This window comes from Paracoccus laeviglucosivorans, assembly GCF_900182695.1.
Classification (GTDB): Bacteria; Pseudomonadota; Alphaproteobacteria; order Rhodobacterales; family Rhodobacteraceae; genus Paracoccus; species Paracoccus laeviglucosivorans.
This window is the reverse complement of record NZ_FXTK01000004.1, coordinates 84,909-102,104: the sequence shown is the minus strand read 5'-3', so window position 1 is coordinate 102,104 and position 17,196 is coordinate 84,909. Positions and strand designations below refer to the sequence as shown.

The window sequence follows — 17,196 nt, the reverse complement described above, 5'->3', positions numbered from 1 at the left end:
TACAGGGGAACCGCCCTGGGCTGTCGTCGGTCATGGCCGGCACATCTTGGGCGGATGCCCGTGAAAATGAGGAAGAGACATGAGCGATATTGCTGATCGCGTGAAGAAAATTGTCGTCGAGCATCTGGGTGTTGACGAAGACAAGGTGACCGAAAGCGCCTCCTTCATCGACGATCTGGGCGCCGACTCTCTGGACACTGTTGAGCTGGTCATGGCTTTCGAAGAAGAATTCGGGATCGAAATCCCGGACGACGCTGCCGAAACCATCCAGACCTTTGGCGACGCGGTGAAGTTCATCCAGGGCGCGGTCTGATCCAAGCCTTCGCATTTTTCGGCGAATGGGGCGGTGCTTTTCCTGACGGAAAGCACCGCCTTTTTCTTTTTGTTTACCGCCTCTTGTGAATGGAACCCTTAGTCCTCAGATGGGTTTTAAGACCGAACCCGAACGAAAAGGAGGACTGTCATGGCAGTCAATCTGCAAGGTCTGACCGACAACGCCCGCAAGACCGCCATCGCCGAACTGAACGCCCGACTGGCCGATGCCGTCGCGCTGTCGGCGGCGATCAAGCAAGCGCATTGGAACGTCAAGGGCCGCAACTTCATCGCGGTGCATGAACTGTTCGATCAGGTCTTTGCCAATCTGCAGGTCCATGTCGATGAGATGGCCGAGCGTGTGCAGCAGCTGGACGGCGTGGCCGTCGGCACGGTCGAAAAGGTCGCCAAGGCCAGCAGCATCAAGGAATATCCGACCGATCTGACCAAGGCCGAAGACCACATCAAGGCATTGTCGGAACGGATGCGCGATTACGGTGCCAAGGTGCGCGAGTCGATCGACTCGACCGATGAGGCGGGCGATGCCGACACGGCCGACCTGTTCACCGCAGCATCGCGCACGGCCGACAAGGATCTGTGGTTCATGGAAAGCCATTTGGAATAACGGCGTTTCACAAAAGCAAAACCGGGGCATTTCGCCCCGGTTTTTCATTTTCAGGCCAGCTTATTTCGGCATCGGGGCGGTGATGCCCTCGACATAGAAATTCATGCCCGACAACTCCTCGTCGGTGGCCTTTTGCCCTTCGGCCAGCCAGTCGCTGCCGTCCTGCTTTTTCAGCGGCCCGGTAAAGGGGTGATGTTCGCCCGATGCGATGGCGGCTTTCAGCGCCTCGGCTTCGGCTTTCACTTCGGCGGGGACGACTTCGGTGATCTCACCGATCACGACCTCGCCATCGCCGATACCGGCCCATGTGCCCTCGGATTTCCAGGTGCCGTCCAGAACCTGACCCACGCGCTTGATGTAATAGGGCGACCAGTCGTCAATGATCGACGCGATGCGCGGCGAGGGCGCAAATGCCGCCATGTCGGATGCCTGACCAAAGCCAAGGGCCCCGGCTTCCTGCGCTTTTGCCAGCGGTGCGGTGGAATCGGTGTGCTGCATGAACACGTCCACGCCTTCGGCGATCAGGGCGGCTGCCGCGTCTGCCTCTTTGGCGGGGTCGAACCAGCTATAGACCCAGACCACCTTCATCTCGACATCCGGGTTCACCTTTTTGGCGTGGATATAGGCCGAGTTGATGCCTTGGATGACCTCGGGGATCGGGAACGAGCCGATATAGCCGATCTTGTTCGATTTGGTCATGCGACCCGCGATGGTGCCGATGACGGCGCGTCCTTCGTAAAAGCGGGCGTCATAGGTCGCGACGTTTTCGGCGCGTTTGTAGCCGGTCGCGTGCTCGAACTTGATGTCGGGGAATTTCTTGGCGACGTTGATCGTGGCGTCCATGAAACCAAAGCTGGTCGCAAAGATCATCTTGTTGCCGGACAGGGCAAGCTGGGTCAGTGCGCGTTCGGCATCTGCGCCTTCGGGGACAGACTCGATGAAGGTGGTTTCGATCTTGTCGCCATATTCCTTTTCCAGCGCCTGACGGGCCAGATCGTGCTGATAGGTCCAGCCGCCATCGCCCACGGGGCCGACATAGATGAAGCCGATCTTCAGCTTCTCGTCCTGGGCAAAGGCGGGCATGGCGGACATGGCCATCAGCGCGGCGGCGCTGCCAAGAAGGGTTCTGCGTTTCATCAAGGTCTCCTCAGGTGGGCGCTATCGCAGCGCATGGAAGGGTTTGCCAAGCGAGCCGGGGGCCGATCCCCCGCCTGAACGGCCGTATTTCTGCCGGGCCGAGATCAGCACCAGCACGATGATCGTCGCCAGATAGGGCGCCATGGTCAGCAACTGCACGGGAACCGCGACGCCTGCCGCCTGCAGACGCAATTGCAGCACCGTGACACCGCCGAAAAGCCATGCCCCGGCCAAGACGCCCCAAGGGTTCCACTGCGCGAATACGACGATGGCCAATGCGATCCAGCCCGCGCCTGCGGTCATGCCCTCGGTCCATTGCAGCACCGTCGCGATCGAGATGTAGGCCCCGCCCATTCCGGCCATTGCGCCGCCAAAGGCGATGGCGGCGATCCGCACTGCCCGGACCGGATAGCCAAGCGCATGGGCGGCGTCGTGGTTTTCGCCGACGGCACGCAGGATCAGGCCGGGGCGCGAACGGTTCAGCCCCCACCAGACCGCCGGAACCATCAGCAGACCCAGCCAGATCATCGGGTTCAGCCCCAGCGGCCCCGCCATCATCGTCGGGGCCTTGACGCCTTCATAGGGTTTGCCGAACATCGCGGTCAGACCCAGCCCGAACAGCGTCAGCGCAAGGCCCGTTGCGACCTGGTTGGACAGCAGGAACTGGGTCAGCGCGGCAAAGATCATCGACAGAACCACCCCTGCGATGGCCGCGGCAGCAAAGCCAAGCGCGGGACTGCCGGTCGCATGTGCGGCGGCGAAACCGGCCAAAGCGCCCCCGATCATCATACCCTCGACGCCCAAATTCAGAACACCCGCGCGTTCGGTGACCAATTCGCCCAATGCTGCGAACAGGATCGGCGTGGCCGCGCCCAGCAGCAGGATGAAAACGGCGATGGGGTCGATCATGCGCGCCTCCGGATGCGGTAGCGGGTCAGGATGTCGAAACCCAGCAGAAAGAACAGCAGCATCCCTTGAAAGACCTGCACGGTCGCGGCGGGCAGTTGCAGCATCATCTGCGCCAATTCGCCCCCGATATAGGTCAGTGCCATCAAAAGGCCCGCAAACAGGATGCCCAAGGGGTGCAAGCGGCCCAGGAAGGCCACGATGATCGCCGTGAAGCCATAGCCCGAGCCGAAGCTTTCGGTGATCTGGCCCGCCGGTCCCGCGACCTCGAACAGGCCCGCGACTCCGGCCAAGGCGCCGGACACGCCAAGGCACAGCGCGACCAGCCGCTGCGGGCGCACGCCGGCAAAGCGCGCGGCGCGGGGCGCGGCGCCTGCGGTGCGGATGTGAAAGCCCAGCACATGGCGCGACATGACGAACCACGTCACGACCAGCGCAATGCCTGCCGCGATGACGCCCCAATGCAAACCGGTATTCGCAATGATTTCAGGGTTCGAGGCGGCGGGATATTGTTGCAGGTTGCGCGAACCGGGAAAATTGAACCCCTCGGGGTTCTTCATTGGCCCGAATGCCATCCATGCCGCGACCTTTTGCGCGACATAGACCAGCATCAGCGAAACAAGGATTTCGGACGCGCCGAACCAGTTGCGCAGCATGGCGGGGATCATGCCCCAAGCGCAGCCGCCAAGCGCACCGGCAAGGATCATGGCAGGGAAAATCCAGAATGCCTCGGTCGGATAGGCGGCCAGTGCCACGGCTGCGCCGCAGATCGCGCCGATGATATACTGGCCCTCGGCGCCGATGTTCCAGATGCCGGCGCGGAAACCCAATGCAAGGCCACTGGCGATCAGGATCAGCGGCCCTGCCTTGACCAGCAGTTGCGGGCGCGAATAGCTGGCGGCAGGCCCGAACAGCGGATCCCAGAAGATCGTGCGGATCGAGGCCACGGGATCAAAGCCAAGTGCCGCGAACAGGATGCCGCCCGTGATCATGGTCGCAAGCACCGCCAGAACCGGCGTGGCCAGCTGCCAGGCAAGCGGTGCGCTGGCGCGGGGTTCAAGCCGGAACATGTGCGACCTCCATCCCATGCGCGCCGCCCAACATCAGGCCGATCTCATCAATGCTCAGCCCCTCGGTCGGGCGGGGGGCGGATAGCCGCCCGTCGTTCAGTGCACAGAAGCGGTCGGACAGTTCCAAAAGCTCATCCAGATCCTGCGAGATGACGATGATCCCCGCGCCCTTTGCGGCAAGGTCCAGAAGCGCCTGACGCACCTGCGCGGCGGCACCGGCATCGACACCCCATGTCGGTTGGTTGACCACCAGCACGCGCGGTTTGCCCAGCACTTCGCGTCCGATGACGAATTTCTGCAGGTTGCCGCCGGACAAAGCGCCCGCCGCCGTTTGCGGGCCGGGCGTGCGCACGTCGAAGGCGGCGATGACGGCCTGCGCAAAGGCTTGCGCGGCGGAATGGTCGATCAGCCCGCCCCGGATCAGCCCCTGACGCGAGCCTGCGGTCAGCAGCGTGTTTTCGGCCAACGAGAATTCGGGCACTGCGGCATGGCCCAGCCGATCCTCGGGCGCGGCCAGCAGGCCCGCCTTGCGCCGCGCCTCGGGCGGGGTGCGCGACAGGTCCACGCCATCCAGCGTGATCGTGCCGGGCCGTGTCGCAATCTCACCAGACAGGGCAGATAGCAGTTCCTCTTGTCCGTTTCCGGCCACGCCGCCGATGCCCAGAATTTCACCAGCGCGCAGGGTCAGGGCAACGTCCTTCAGCGCCATTCCGTCCGAGGCAGTGGCAAGGCCCGCCACGCGCAGCACCTCGGCCCCCGGCTTGCGGCCTGAACGGTCGATGACGCGCATTTCCGCGCCGACCATCATCGCGGCCAGTTCGCGGGCGGTGTGGGCGCGCGGATCGACGGTGTTCACGACGCGCCCGTGGCGCAGGATCGTGGCGCGGTCGCAATGGCTGCGGATTTCGTCCAGCTTGTGGCTGATATACAGGATCGCCGTGCCGCCTGCCGCCAATTGACGCAGGGTGGCAAACAAAATCTCGGCCTCTTGCGGGGTCAGGACGCTGGTGGGTTCGTCCATGATCAGCAGGCGCGGAGACTGCAGCAGGCAGCGCAGGATTTCCACCCGCTGCCGTTCACCTGCCGACAGGCTGGCCACGCGCCGCGCCGGGTTCAACGGCAGGCCATAGCTTTGCGAAAGTTCAGCTATGCGCTGGGACAATTCGCGGGATTTCGGCGGGTTTTCCATTCCCAAAGCAATATTCTCGGCCACGGTCAGCGCGTCGAACAGGCTGAAATGCTGAAACACCATCGCGACGCCCGCCGCGCGTGCCGCACGCGGATCGGCGGGCGCATGGACCGATCCCATCAGCGTCATGTGACCGTCATCGGGTTTGACCAGACCATAGATCATCTTGACCAGTGTGGATTTGCCCGCGCCGTTTTCGCCCAGAAGCGCGTGGATTTCGCCGGGCGCCACCGAAAAGCTGACATCTTCATTGGCGCGCACGCCGGGATAGGTTTTGCCCAGGCTCTCTGCCCGGAAAACGTCAGTCACTCGGCCGCCCCGCTGGATTATTCAGCACTCCTCTTAGCGGATTTCGGCCGATGGGCAATTGCACAGATGGACAGGTCGCGCCTAGATTGGCGCCATGCCTGAAAATTCGCCCCGATTCATTCATCTGCGCACGCATTCCGAACACTCGCTTCTGGAAGGTGCGATTCCGGTCAAGAAACTTGCGGACCTTGCCGCGTCCAACGGGATGCCTGCCGTCGCGCTGACCGACAGCAACGCCCTGTTCGCCGCGCTGGAGTTTTCGGTCAAGGCACAGGACGCAGGCGTCCAGCCAATCGTGGGATGTCAGGTGACGGTGCAGGCCGTAGCCACCACGGGGCCGGTCGTGGTGCTTGCGCAGAATGCGGCGGGCTGGTTGAACCTGATGGCGCTTTCAACCTGCCTGTACCTGCGTGAAGGCAGCGCCTTGCCGCACGTGACCGTGGACGAATTGCTGGCCCATGCCGAAGGGCTGATCTGCCTGACCGGCGGGGCTGGCGGGCCGGTGGGGCAACTGGTCGCGCTGGGGCGTCTGACCGATGCCCGCGATCTGACCCAGCAGCTTGCCGAAGGTTTCCCGACCCGGCTTTACGTCGAATTGCAGCGCCACCGCGACGAATCCGGCAAGCCCATGGCCGCCGAAGCCGCAAGCGAAGGCGGCATGATCGACATCGCCTATGCGCTGGATTTGCCGCTGGTCGCGACGAATGACGTGTATTTCCCGAAGCCGGACCTTTTCGATGCGCATGACGCGCTGATCTGCATCTCGGACCGGGCCTATGTCGATCAGACCGCGCCGCGCCGTCGGCTGACCCCGCAGCATTACTTCAAATCGGCAGCGGAAATGGCGACGCTGTTCGCCGACCTGCCCGAAGCGATCGACAACACGGTCGAGATTGCGAAACGCTGCGCCTTTGCCGTGAAAAAGCACGCCCCGATCCTGCCGCGCTTTGCCGATGATGAGGTCGAGGAGCTGCGCCGTCAGGCGTGGGACGGTCTGCGCGCCCGGCTTGCCATCATCCCCCATGCCGTGCCGCTTGAGGAATATGAGGAGCGGCTGCGGTTCGAACTGGGCATCATCGAACAGATGGGCTTTCCGGGTTATTTCCTGATCGTTGCCGATTTCATCAAATGGGCCAAGGATCAGGGCATCCCGGTCGGTCCAGGCCGGGGGTCGGGCGCGGGCTCGCTTGTGGCCTATGCGCTGACGATCACCGACCTTGATCCGCTGCGCTACAGCCTGCTGTTCGAACGCTTCCTGAACCCGGAACGGGTTTCGATGCCCGACTTCGACATCGACTTTTGCATGGACCGGCGAGAGGAAGTGATCCGCTACGTTCAGGAGAAATATGGCCGCGACAAGGTGGGCCAGATCATCACCTTCGGCGCGTTGCTGTCCAAGGCCGCCGTGCGCGACGTGGGCCGCGTGCTGCAACTGCCATTCGGTCAGGTAGATCGCCTGTCCAAGATGATCCCGGTCGAGGGGGTCAAGCCTGTCAGCGTCACCAAGGCCTTGGCCGACGAACCCCGCCTGCGCGAAGCCGCCAAAGAGGAAGTCGTGGGCCGCCTGCTGGATTATGCCGCCAAGATCGAGGGGCTGCTGCGCAACGCATCGACCCACGCGGCGGGGGTGGTGATCGGGGACAGGCCGCTGCACCATCTGGTGCCTTTGTATCGCGATCCGGCATCGGACATGCCCGCGACCCAGTTCAACATGAAGTGGGTCGAGGCGGCAGGGCTGGTCAAATTCGACTTTCTGGGCCTGAAAACCCTGACGGTGATCCAGAATGCCGTGGATCTGGTCAATGGTGGCGGGCGCCCGCTGCATGTCGCGGCAGATGGGCGCACGCTTTATACGCCCGCCGATGGCGCGGAAAACCAGATCAACGCGATTCCGCTGGACGACAAGCCCAGCTATGACCTGTTCGCCAGCGCCCGCACCGTTGCGGTGTTTCAGGTGGAATCCAGCGGTATGATGGACGCGCTGCGGCGCATGAAACCCACCTGCATCGAGGACATCGTGGCACTGGTGGCATTGTATCGCCCCGGCCCGATGGAGAATATTCCCACCTATTGCGAGGTGAAGAACGGCCTTCGTCCGCTGGAATCGCTGCACCCGACCATCGACCCGATCCTGGCGGAAACGCAGGGCATCATCGTCTATCAGGAACAGGTGATGCAGATCGCGCAGGTCATGGCGGGCTATTCGCTTGGCGGTGCCGACCTGCTGCGCCGCGCGATGGGCAAGAAGATCGCCGAGGAAATGGCCAAGGAACGGCCCAAATTCGTCGAGGGCTGCAAGGCGCAGGGAATCGACGGAAAGAAAGCCGGGGAAGTCTTTGACCTTCTTGAGAAGTTCGCGAATTACGGCTTCAACAAATCGCACGCTGCCGCCTATGCCGTCGTCAGTTACCAGACCGCATGGCTGAAGGCGAACCATCCGGTCGAGTTCATGGCCGCGGTGATGAACTGCGATATTCACCTGACCGACAAGCTGGCTGTCTATAAGCGTGAAGCCGACCGCATGGGGATCGAGACGATTCCGCCCTGCGTCAACCGTTCGATCGCGACGTTCAGCGTCCGCGAAGGCCGCATCCACTATGCCCTTGGCGCGTTGAAGGGCGTGGGGGTCGAGGCGATGAACCTGATCGTGCAGGCGCGTGGCGACCAGCCCTTCAAGAACATGCAGGACTTCGCCCGCCGGGTGGATATGCGCCGGGTGGGCAAGCGTCCGCTTGAGATGCTGGCCCGTGCCGGCGCCTTCGATGTTTTGGAGGAAAGCCGCTCCAAGGTTCTGAAATCTCTTGATGGTTTGGTCGCGTGGTCGCAAGCGGTGCAAGAGGCTGCGGCGTCATCGCAATCCTCGCTTTTCGGGGGGGGTGAGGATCTGCCCCCGCCGCGTGCCGTGACCGCGCCGGTCTGGATGCCCGCCGAAAAACTGGGCGAGGAACATGCCGCGGTGGGCTTTTATCTCTCGGGGCATCCCTTGGACGATTACCTGCCCGCGCTGCGGCGCAAGAACGTGCAGACGCTGGCCGAGGTGACGCAGGCAGCTATGGACGGTGCCCTTGTCGCATCGCTGGCTGGGACCGTGGCCTTCCGGCAGGAAAAGAAATCCGCCCGCGGCACACGCTTTGCCTTCGTAGGTCTGTCCGATCCGACCGGGCTATACGAGGTGACGGTGTTTTCCGATACGCTGGACGCCCACAGGCAGCATCTGGAGCCGGGCGAAAACGTCGTGCTGCAGGTGCAGGTCGAACCGTCCGGCGATCAGGTCAAGCTGCTGGCCCGGTCGGTGACGCCGCTGGAACAAGCAGTGGCGGACGCGGGCGCGAACCGTCTGGCGGTCGAGATCAGCGGGCTGGACGCGGTGCCCGCCATCGCCCAGGCCTTGGCGCGCATCCAGGCCGAAATCAACGCGCCATCCCGCGCGCGCGGCCCGATCTCGCTGCGCCTGAAGGACGGCGACGATCTTGTGGATATCGAGATTACCGAGGACGCCCCCCTGACCACCCCCGCCCGCCAGGCGCTGCGGGTCATTCCGGGGGTGCTGGAGGTGCTGGAGGAGTAGGGGGTGTGGGTGCCTGAAGCAGGCCTTGACGAGACACATGCGAATGTAAGGAAATGCCCGCGCCAATGTCTGGGAATGGCGCGGGTTTATAATTAGGGGCGGATCCTTGGCTGTGTCTGGAAAATTGTTGGATGGTCAGGCGCTGGAATGCCGACTGGCCGAAATGGTCGAGATTGCGCGCGCTGATCCCCGGCGGCGTATCGCGCCCGAGCAAGTCGAGGAATGGGCAGGCGATCTGGCAAACCATCAGTTCTACAACGTGATAGCCCTTATGGTCGCTGAAAAATACGCGGCGGGCGTCCTCAGCTATCAGGTTTGCGACGGAATAATGAATGATTTGTGGTGGGCGTGGCTTGAAAGCCTTGAAAGTCGTGGCCGGGCGGTGCCTGAACCGTTTTATGAGATATTCTCGGCATATGATGCAGGTGAGTACCACAGGAAACGCGACCGCTCCGACAATCCGGTCAAGGAACATACCGATCCGTGGATCGCAGAGATATTATCCAGACCATCGCATCCTATGACGTAAATGGTGATGCATAGACGCGCTTGCTTGAGCATCGTCCTGAATTTCCGCGCGCACCCTGCGAAGCGCCGTCTGAATCAACGCCCCCCGTCAGACGCTGCGGGTAATTAGGGCGGGCAGCGGTGGACGGTTGTCGTCATCTCGAATCGGTCATCGCTTGTTGCGAATGGCAATTGCCGTTCGATAGCTGCTGATTTGCTCAACGGTGAATTTTTTCGGTCCCATATAGCCTTCGATCTCACATCCTGCCGGTCCGTCTACAACCGCATTCGATGCGTCGGTCCATGAGACAGAAATGCGATATGCAGCCTCGCAGCCCACATTCTGATGGCTCAAGCGGCCATCTCGGGCAGCTTCCTCCGTGGCAAAGAAATAGACGAACTGCGAATAGCCTATGCCGCCTTCCCGTTCAAAGCGGGCATACAGGCAGGCCTGTCTCATCGTTACAATAGGTCTTAACCCAAATCCCACTAATAGACAGTATGACAGAAAGGCGGTCATAAATATGGAATGAAAACAGGCCCAGGACGAATGCCAGAAGAACCGATGCGCGGTATTCTCTTCGACTCAAGATGGCCTCACTTTCCCGCGTCTTCGCTATGTATAATAGACGTGACGTCTGATGGCTGAAAAGCTCAGTAACTTACCGCCAATCCAATGAAAAAGCCCCGCATATGCGGGGCTTTTCCAATCTTACGAGCCGGGATCAGTTCCGGTCCTTGTCGACCATTTTGCCCTTGGAAATCCAGGGCATCATGGCGCGCAGCTTCTCGCCGACCTTTTCGATCTCGTGCTCGTCATTGATGCGGCGGGTCGCCTTGAAGAAGGGCTGGCCCACGGCGTTCTCGGTCATGAAGTCGCGCACGAATTTGCCGGTCTGGATGTCCGACAGCACCGCTTTCATGCGGGCCTTGGTTTCCTCATAGGGCAGGATGCGCGGGCCCGAGACATATTCGCCATATTCGGCGGTGTTCGAGATCGAGTAGTTCATGTTAGCGATGCCGCCTTCGTAGATCAGGTCCACGATCAGCTTCACTTCGTGCAGGCATTCGAAATAGGCCATTTCCGGCTCGTAACCGGCTTCGACCAGGGTTTCAAAGCCCATGCGGATCAGTTCGACCAGGCCACCGCACAGAACGGCCTGTTCGCCGAACAGGTCGGTTTCGCATTCCTGACGGAAGTTGGTCTCGATGATGCCCGAACGGCCGCCACCGATGGCTGAGCAATAGCTCAGGCCGATGTCCATGGCCTTGCCGGTCGCATCGTGATGCACGGCCACCAGGCAGGGCACGCCGCCGCCTTTGGTGTATTCGCCGCGAACGGTGTGGCCCGGACCTTTCGGCGCCATCATGATGACGTCCACGCCTTTTTTCGGCTCGATCAGGCCGAAATGCACGTTCAGGCCGTGCGCAAAAGCGATCGCCGCGCCTTCGCGGATATTGTCATGGACGTATTTCTTATAGGTTTCGGCCTGCAGCTCGTCGGGCATGGTGAACATGACCAGATCGGCCCAGGCGGCGGCTTCGGCAATGCCCATGACCTTCAGGCCCTCGGCTTCGGCTTTCTTGGCCGAGGCCGAGCCTTCGCGCAGAGCCACGACCAGGTTCTTGGCGCCCGAGTCGCGCAGGTTCAGCGCATGGGCGTGACCTTGCGAGCCATAGCCCAGCATGGCGATTTTCTTGTCCTTGATCAGGTTCACATCGCAGTCGCGATCATAGTAAACGCGCATTTGGTCTCTCCTCAAATCCGATTGCGGTTTTGTAACAGGGCTGCGCGACCAGTTCTGTGCATTTTTCGCACTTTCAGGCAAATATTCGCGATGTTAATAAGTAATCGCTTATCATAGTGAAAAAATCATGCCTGACGCGACTGACCGGCGCATACTTCGCCAACTTCTGGCCGATCCGCAGATCGGCAATGCCGAACTTGCGCTGCGGGCGGGGGTAACACCCGCCAGCCTGTGGCGCAGGCTTGAGCGGTTGCGCGAAAGCGGCGTCATACGCGCCACGGAGACCCGCATCGACTGGCGTAAGCTGGGCTATGAGGTGCAGGTCAGTCTGCGCTTCACCCTGGACAAGACCGAGCCGCGCGCCTTTGACGATTTCATGACCGCCGCCCGCCGTGTTCCCGAAGTGACGGAGATTCAGACCTTCCTTGGCTCGGTCGATCTGCGACTTTCGGTCATCGCGCGCGACATGGCGCATTGGCAGCAGATCTATCGCGAAAGCATCCTGACCCTGCCGCATGTGTCCGACAGCGACGCGCTCATGCTGGTGTCCACAATCAAAGACGTGCAGGAGCTGCCGCTGTGACCCCCGATGCGACCGATCTTGCCATTCTGCGCCTGTTGGCGGGCGACGCGAACCTGAGCGCCGCCGAGGTGGGCCGAGAGATCGGCCTGACCCAGCCCGCTGCGTGGCGCCGTATCAAGCGGCTCACCGATGCGGGCGTGATCGCCGGGCGGCGCGTGGTGGTCGATGCGGCAGCTTTGGGCTTCGGCGTCACCGTCTTTCTGGGCATCCGCCTTGCCGCAAAAGGCCGCACCAGTCTTGAGGAATTCGAACGCGCGGTGACCGCGATCCCCGAGGTGCAGACCGTCCAGCATGTGCTTGGCCAGTTCGATTACCGCCTGCGCATTCATGCCCGCGACATCGCGGATTTCGAACGCATCCTGCGCCGCCGCATCATGACACTGCCCGGCGTGGGGCAGGTCGAGGCGAACGTGATGCTGTCCGAAGAACGCCGCCCCGGCCCCTTGTGACGCTAAAGCCGTTTTTCCATGAAGACGCGGGGCAGGCCATCTTCGGTGGCCCGGTGCGTCTCGACATAGCCGCGCCGGGTATAGATCGCGAGGTTTTCGACCATGATCTCTTGCGTATAAAGCCGGATGGCGGGCAGGTGGGCCGCGCGTGCGTGGCCTTCGGCGAAGTCCATCAACGCGCGCCCGTAACCCTTGCCCTGCGCGCCGGGACCGACAGCCACGTTGTCCAGCAACATATGATCGGGCTGGTCGATCAGCACGACAAATCCCTGCGGCCCGTCTTCGTCCAGCACCCACGTCCGGGGCAGGCAGGCGGCGTAATCTTCGTTCAGTGGCGCGGGCTCCAACCCGTTGCGGGCGACATAGGGGCGATAGGCGGCCTCGGCGATGGCGCGGATTCCGGGCAGGTCGGCGGGCGTGGCGGGACGGATGATCAAGAAACCCTCACATGCTTGTTGGCTTGCATGTTTGCGTCATACACGCCAAGCAGTCGCGAACAAAATCAAGGTGACCAATGGCCAGTCCGCGCCCTTTCTCACGCTATGAATTCCTGATCGCATGGCGCTATCTGCGTGCCCGCCGGGCCGAGGGCGGGGTCAGCGTGATGACATGGATCAGCCTGATCGGCATCACCCTTGGCGTCATGGCGCTGATTGCCACGCTGGCGGTGCGGGCCGGGTTCCGGGCGGATTTCGTCGATACGATACTGGGCGCGAATGCCCATAGCACCGTCTATTACAGCCCCACCAGCTTTTACAACGAACTGACCGAAGAGACCTACATCTCTCCGGGCAAGGTGCAGGATTACGATGCGGTGACCGCGAAGATCGCGGACATCCCCGGCGTGACCCATGCCTATCCGGCGGTGCGCGGCAAGGTCATGGCGAAACAGGGCGACGCGGCGGGCCTTGGCGATGTCTATGGCATCACGCTGGACGCACTGAAATCCATGCCGGGGATCGTGAATCCCGACACCTCGATGGGCGATCTGGCGAATTTCGACAAAGGCATCGCCCTGGGGATCGGCCTTGCGCGCGAACTGGGCGTGGGCGTCGGCGACAAGGTGCAGCTTGTGGCGCCGGACGGGGCCAAGACCGCCTTCGGCACCAATCCCCGGATCGAGACCTATGAGGTCACCTATATCTTTTCGGCCGGGCGCTATGACATCGATCAAGCCCGCATCTTCATGCCCTTCGCCGAGGCGCAGAACTATTTCAACCGCGACGGCGTCGCCGATGAGATTCAGGTCTATGTCGATGACCCCGAGCGGATCGATCGCTGGACGCCCCAGTTGATGGCGGCGGCGGGCGAGGGGGCGCAGATCTGGACATGGCGCGACGCCTCGGGGTCGTTCCTTGCGGCGCTGGATATGGAGGATGACGTCATGTTCATCATCCTGTCGATCCTTGTGCTGATCGCGTCGATGAACATCACTTCCGGGCTTATCATGCTGGTCAAGAACAAGGGACGCGACATCGGCATCCTGCGCACGATGGGCCTGACCGAGGGCGCGATCCTGCGGGTCTTTTTCCTGTGCGGTGCTTTTACGGGCGTCTTGGGCACGATTGCCGGGGTGGTGCTGGGCGTGGCGCTGTCGCTGAATGTCGATCACATCATGGCCGGCCTGAATGCGCTGACCGGCGGCAATGCCTGGCAGCCCGAGGTGCGCGGCATCTATCAACTGACCGCCGATCTGCGGGCATGGGACATTTTCCGTGCGGTGGCGCTGTCCCTGGCGCTGTCCTTTATCGTCACGATCTTTCCCGCGCGTCGCGCGGCCCGCATGAACCCCGTTGAGGCGCTGCGCTATGAGTGATGTCCTGCTGCTGGAAGCGATCTCCAAGACCTATGGCAAGGGCGGCCCTGCGCCTGTCCCGGTGCTGTCGGACCTGTCGCTGCGCGTGGGCCGTGGCGAGGTGGTGGCACTGGTCGCGCCTTCGGGGGCGGGCAAATCGACGCTGCTCCATATCGCGGGGCTGCTGGACACGCCCGATACCGGCCGCGTGCTGCTGGACGGACAAGACATGACCGGCCAGTCCGACAAGGCCCGGACCGAGGCGCGGCGCGAGGCGCTTGGCTTTGTCTATCAGTTCCATCACCTGCTGCCCGAATTCTCGGCCATCGAAAACATCGTGCTGCCGCAGCTTGCGAATGGCGTTGCGGGTAACGCCGCCCATGCCCGCGCCCGCGACCTGCTGGAACGGGTGGGACTAAGCCACCGCGCCGAACACCGCCCGGCCCAGCTTTCGGGCGGGGAACAGCAGCGCGTGGCGTTCTGCCGCGCCTTGGCGAATGGGCCGAAGCTGCTGCTGGCGGATGAACCGACGGGGAACCTTGATCCGGCGACCTCGGACCGGGTGTTCGACGTTCTCATGGGGCTGGTGCGCGATACGGGCCTTGCGGCGCTGATTGCAACGCATAACCCGGAACTGGCGGCACGGATGGACCGGGTGATCCAACTGGACGTGCGGCAGGGCTGACGGGGCAATTGCGCCGCTTCTGCCGCATACCTGATCTTTGGTTCGTGAAGCATTTCACGTGATTAACCGATCTTCATCCTGGGTTGCGCCCCGAATTTGACAACCGACCGGCAGATGCGCATCCTCCTGTCCTTGGGAGTTCGGAGGGGCGGATTGTCGGAAAAGGGAACGCTGGCACTGGCGATCATCGCGGATGATCTGACCGGGGCGCTGGATGCGGCCGCGCCCTTTGCCGGGCGTGGCCTTGACGTGGCCTTTGCACTGGGGGCCGAACATCTGCCTGCGGCACTGGCCCTGCGACCGGACATCATCGCCGTCACCACCGCCGGTCGCGAGATTTCGGCGGATGCTGCGGCGGGCCGGATGCGCCGGGTGGTCGATGCTTTGCCGCCGGTCCGTATCTTCAAGAAGATCGACTCGCGGCTGAAAGGAAACATCGCAGCAGAAATTTCCGTGCTGGATTTCAACAGCGCGCTGATGGCTCCGGCCATTCCCGAATTCGGGCGCGTGGTGCGCGATGGGCATGTGCAGGGCTTCGGCGTCGATATTCCAATCCCGGTTGTGGCATGTCTGGGACCGAACGCGACCCGCAGCACAATCCCCGATGTGGCCAGCGTGGCCCAGATGCAGGCGGTCCTTGCGGCATCGCAAGATGATCTGCTGATTGGCGCACGCGGGCTGGCCGATGCGCTGGCCCGGCATTTAACGCGGCGGGATATGGTGCCGCGCGTCGCGCTGCCGGGGCCGCGTGGGCTGTTCCTTGTCGGATCAACGGATCCGATCACGTTGGATCAGGTCGCGGACCTGCGCAGCCGCCCCGGTATCGCGCATGTCGCCGCACCGAATGGCGCGGCAGGGCAATTGCCCGATGCTTTTCGGATAATCCTGCAGGCCTTGCCCGGCGATGTGCCCACAAGCGGGGATGTCGTTGCGGCGAACCTTGCGCGCGCCGCCGCGCCGCTTTTGCGTCCGGGCTTTGGCACGGTATTGCTGACGGGCGGGGCCAGCGCTGAGGCAGTGATCCGCTATCTGGGGATCGGCATTCTTCGTCTGCGGGGCGAATGTCTGCCCGGACTGGTCGTCGCTGAAGCAGAGGGGCTGACATTCGTCACGAAATCCGGCGGCTTTGGTGAACGGGAATGCCTGGCGCATGTCGCGGCCATGATCGGGGAATCAGCCTGCGCCCTGAAATGATCATGCTGTCAAAAGAATTGCCGACAACCATTCTGACCGCATCTTGCATGTGATCAAAGGCGCTTTGCTCCAATGATTGATGCGATTCACGTCCGTGCGGATTTTCCGAAGTTTGGGCAGGCGCAGGGCGATGTCTGCGCGATGCTCATACCCTTTTTCTGCCGGCGACCAGCTTGCGGGCATAAGCGATGGCTTCGTGCAGGTTGTTGTGGTTGGCGATGCCCTTGCCCGCGATGTCGAATGCCGTGCCGTGATCGACCGAGGTGCGGTCAATGGGCAGTTCGACCGAGACGTTCACCGCCGTGTCAAAGGCCACCAGCTTGATCGGGATATGCCCCTGATCGTGATATTGCGCGACCACCAGATCGAAAGCCCCGCAATAGGCACGGTGGAACACCGTATCCGCCGAGATGGGGCCATGGGCGTCGATGCCTTCGGCGCGGGCGGCGGCGACGGCGGGGGCAATCCGGGCGTCATCCTCGGTTCCGAACAACCCGTTTTCACCGCAATGCGGGTTGATGCCCGCCACCGCGATACGTGGTTTGGCGATGCCGATACGTTGCAGATGGGCATGACCGGCACGGATCGTCGCCAGCACACGCTTGGTCGTGGCGCGCTGGATTGCCTCGTTCAGGGAAACATGGGTCGAGACATGGATGACCTTCAACCGTTCCGAAGCCAGCAGCATATAGGCGGCCTGCGCGCCGGTCAGGCTGCGCAGCATCCCGGTATGTCCGTCATAGTGATGACCTGCGGCGTTCAACGCCTCTTTGTTGATGGGGGCGGTGACGATGCAGCCGATCTTGCCCGCTTCGGCATCGCGCACCGCTTTTTCGATGAAACGAAAGGCCGCGTCGCCCGCGATCGGGGAAAGCTGGCCCCATGGCAGGGGGGCGCCGTCGATGTGCAGGTCAACGACGCGGCCCTCAAGGTCCACATCCGCACCGACAGCGGTCTTGGCTGCCTCAAGCGTGGCGCGGTTGCCATAGATCATGGTGCGGTCGCGATCGGCAGGGGACATTTCGCGCAGCGCCTTGACGCTGATTTCGGGCCCGACACCCGCCGGGTCGCCCATGGTGATGCCGATGATGTCGCTCATGTCAGTTTCCTTGGCTTGTC

17 protein-coding genes are annotated in these 17,196 nt (G+C 62.4%); 9 read left to right on the top strand and 8 right to left on the bottom strand.

All coding sequences use genetic code 11. The features are described from left to right. Window positions 1–79: 79 nt before the first annotated feature. Complete coding sequence (locus FN835_RS06075; RefSeq protein ID WP_028720942.1) at window positions 80–313, top strand: acyl carrier protein; 234 nt, start codon at window positions 80–82, stop codon at window positions 311–313. Window positions 314–463: 150 nt separating this feature from the next. Further along, complete coding sequence (dps, locus tag FN835_RS06070; RefSeq protein ID WP_142662318.1) at window positions 464–937, top strand: DNA starvation/stationary phase protection protein Dps; 474 nt, start codon at window positions 464–466, stop codon at window positions 935–937. A gap of 60 nt (window positions 938–997) precedes the next feature. Here dps and FN835_RS06065 read toward each other — a convergent pair whose 3' ends face one another. Genes FN835_RS06065 through FN835_RS06050 form a run of 4 tightly spaced genes read right to left on the bottom strand, consistent with a single transcriptional unit; the run spans window position 998 to window position 5,548 of the window. Then, window positions 998–2,074, bottom strand: a complete 1,077-nt coding sequence (locus FN835_RS06065) for a BMP family ABC transporter substrate-binding protein (RefSeq protein WP_142662317.1) — start codon at window positions 2,072–2,074, stop codon at window positions 998–1,000. A 21-nt stretch (window positions 2,075–2,095) separates the two neighbouring features. Then, complete coding sequence (locus FN835_RS06060; protein ID WP_142662316.1) at window positions 2,096–2,983, bottom strand: ABC transporter permease; 888 nt, start codon at window positions 2,981–2,983, stop codon at window positions 2,096–2,098. Next, on the bottom strand, window positions 2,980–4,050 hold the full coding sequence (locus FN835_RS06055) for an ABC transporter permease (RefSeq protein WP_142662315.1): 1,071 nt from the start codon (window positions 4,048–4,050) through the stop codon (window positions 2,980–2,982). The genes FN835_RS06060 and FN835_RS06055 overlap by 4 nt, the downstream gene beginning before the upstream one ends. Further along, on the bottom strand, window positions 4,037–5,548 hold the full coding sequence (locus FN835_RS06050; protein ID WP_142662314.1) for an ABC transporter ATP-binding protein: 1,512 nt from the start codon (window positions 5,546–5,548) through the stop codon (window positions 4,037–4,039). The genes FN835_RS06055 and FN835_RS06050 overlap by 14 nt, the downstream gene beginning before the upstream one ends. A 94-nt stretch (window positions 5,549–5,642) precedes the next feature. On the opposite strand from FN835_RS06050, the gene dnaE reads away from it, so the two are divergent. After that, the gene (gene dnaE, locus FN835_RS06045) at window positions 5,643–9,116 is read left to right on the top strand and encodes a DNA polymerase III subunit alpha (protein WP_142662313.1); all 3,474 of its coding nucleotides are present in this window, start codon (window positions 5,643–5,645) and stop codon (window positions 9,114–9,116) included. Window positions 9,117–9,243: 127 nt separating this feature from the next. After that, window positions 9,244–9,645: a hypothetical protein gene (locus tag FN835_RS06040; RefSeq protein ID WP_142662312.1), complete on the top strand. Its 402-nt coding sequence runs from the start codon at window positions 9,244–9,246 to the stop codon at window positions 9,643–9,645. 147 nt (window positions 9,646–9,792) lie between these two features. Here the strand turns inward: FN835_RS06040 and FN835_RS06035 are convergent, their stop codons facing one another. Together FN835_RS06035 and ilvC are read right to left on the bottom strand one after the other, a co-directional pair. Continuing rightward, complete coding sequence (locus FN835_RS06035; protein ID WP_142662311.1) at window positions 9,793–10,083, bottom strand: hypothetical protein; 291 nt, start codon at window positions 10,081–10,083, stop codon at window positions 9,793–9,795. Between the two features lie 265 nt (window positions 10,084–10,348). Then, entirely contained in the window at window positions 10,349–11,371 is a 1,023-nt protein-coding gene (gene ilvC / locus FN835_RS06030) for a ketol-acid reductoisomerase (RefSeq protein WP_142662310.1), read from the bottom strand. 127 nt (window positions 11,372–11,498) lie between these two features. Between ilvC and FN835_RS06025 the strand changes: the two genes are divergently transcribed. Then, window positions 11,499–11,954 carry an Lrp/AsnC family transcriptional regulator gene (locus FN835_RS06025; RefSeq protein ID WP_142662309.1) on the top strand — a complete coding sequence of 152 codons (456 nt, stop codon included), beginning with the start codon at window positions 11,499–11,501 and terminating at the stop codon, window positions 11,952–11,954. Then, window positions 11,951–12,403, top strand: coding sequence for an Lrp/AsnC family transcriptional regulator (locus FN835_RS06020; protein WP_142662308.1), 453 nt, complete (start codon window positions 11,951–11,953; stop codon window positions 12,401–12,403). The genes FN835_RS06025 and FN835_RS06020 overlap by 4 nt, the downstream gene beginning before the upstream one ends. Window positions 12,404–12,405: 2 nt before the next feature. On the opposite strand, the gene FN835_RS06015 is transcribed toward FN835_RS06020, so the two are convergent. Beyond that, window positions 12,406–12,840, bottom strand: a complete 435-nt coding sequence (locus FN835_RS06015) for a GNAT family N-acetyltransferase (protein ID WP_221930399.1) — start codon at window positions 12,838–12,840, stop codon at window positions 12,406–12,408. A 77-nt stretch (window positions 12,841–12,917) separates the two neighbouring features. On the opposite strand from FN835_RS06015, the gene FN835_RS06010 reads away from it, so the two are divergent. From FN835_RS06010 to FN835_RS06000, 3 genes are all read left to right on the top strand, one after another. After that, entirely contained in the window at window positions 12,918–14,219 is a 1,302-nt protein-coding gene (locus FN835_RS06010) for an ABC transporter permease (protein WP_142662307.1), read from the top strand. Continuing rightward, entirely contained in the window at window positions 14,212–14,883 is a 672-nt protein-coding gene (locus tag FN835_RS06005; RefSeq protein ID WP_142662306.1) for an ABC transporter ATP-binding protein, read from the top strand. The genes FN835_RS06010 and FN835_RS06005 overlap by 8 nt, the downstream gene beginning before the upstream one ends. Window positions 14,884–15,036: 153 nt before the next feature. After that, window positions 15,037–16,077, top strand: coding sequence for a four-carbon acid sugar kinase family protein (locus FN835_RS06000; RefSeq protein WP_221930398.1), 1,041 nt, complete (start codon window positions 15,037–15,039; stop codon window positions 16,075–16,077). Between the two features lie 145 nt (window positions 16,078–16,222). On the opposite strand, the gene pdxA is transcribed toward FN835_RS06000, so the two are convergent. Further along, complete coding sequence (gene pdxA / locus FN835_RS05995; RefSeq protein ID WP_142662304.1) at window positions 16,223–17,176, bottom strand: 4-hydroxythreonine-4-phosphate dehydrogenase PdxA; 954 nt, start codon at window positions 17,174–17,176, stop codon at window positions 16,223–16,225. Window positions 17,177–17,196 lie beyond the last annotated feature (20 nt).

Coding starts and splice junctions, on each gene's coding strand:
- FN835_RS06075 (WP_028720942.1), top strand. CDS start 80: ATGAGCGATATTGCTGATCGCGTGAAGAAAATTGTCGTCGAGCATCTG.
- dps (WP_142662318.1), top strand. CDS start 464: ATGGCAGTCAATCTGCAAGGTCTGACCGACAACGCCCGCAAGACCGCC.
- FN835_RS06065 (WP_142662317.1), bottom strand. CDS start 2,074: ATGAAACGCAGAACCCTTCTTGGCAGCGCCGCCGCGCTGATGGCCATG.
- FN835_RS06060 (WP_142662316.1), bottom strand. CDS start 2,983: ATGATCGACCCCATCGCCGTTTTCATCCTGCTGCTGGGCGCGGCCACG.
- FN835_RS06055 (WP_142662315.1), bottom strand. CDS start 4,050: ATGTTCCGGCTTGAACCCCGCGCCAGCGCACCGCTTGCCTGGCAGCTG.
- dnaE (WP_142662313.1), top strand. CDS start 5,643: ATGCCTGAAAATTCGCCCCGATTCATTCATCTGCGCACGCATTCCGAA.
- FN835_RS06035 (WP_142662311.1), bottom strand. CDS start 10,083: ATGAGACAGGCCTGCCTGTATGCCCGCTTTGAACGGGAAGGCGGCATA.
- ilvC (WP_142662310.1), bottom strand. CDS start 11,371: ATGCGCGTTTACTATGATCGCGACTGCGATGTGAACCTGATCAAGGAC.
- FN835_RS06025 (WP_142662309.1), top strand. CDS start 11,499: ATGCCTGACGCGACTGACCGGCGCATACTTCGCCAACTTCTGGCCGAT.
- FN835_RS06010 (WP_142662307.1), top strand. CDS start 12,918: ATGGCCAGTCCGCGCCCTTTCTCACGCTATGAATTCCTGATCGCATGG.
- FN835_RS06005 (WP_142662306.1), top strand. CDS start 14,212: ATGAGTGATGTCCTGCTGCTGGAAGCGATCTCCAAGACCTATGGCAAG.
- pdxA (WP_142662304.1), bottom strand. CDS start 17,176: ATGAGCGACATCATCGGCATCACCATGGGCGACCCGGCGGGTGTCGGG.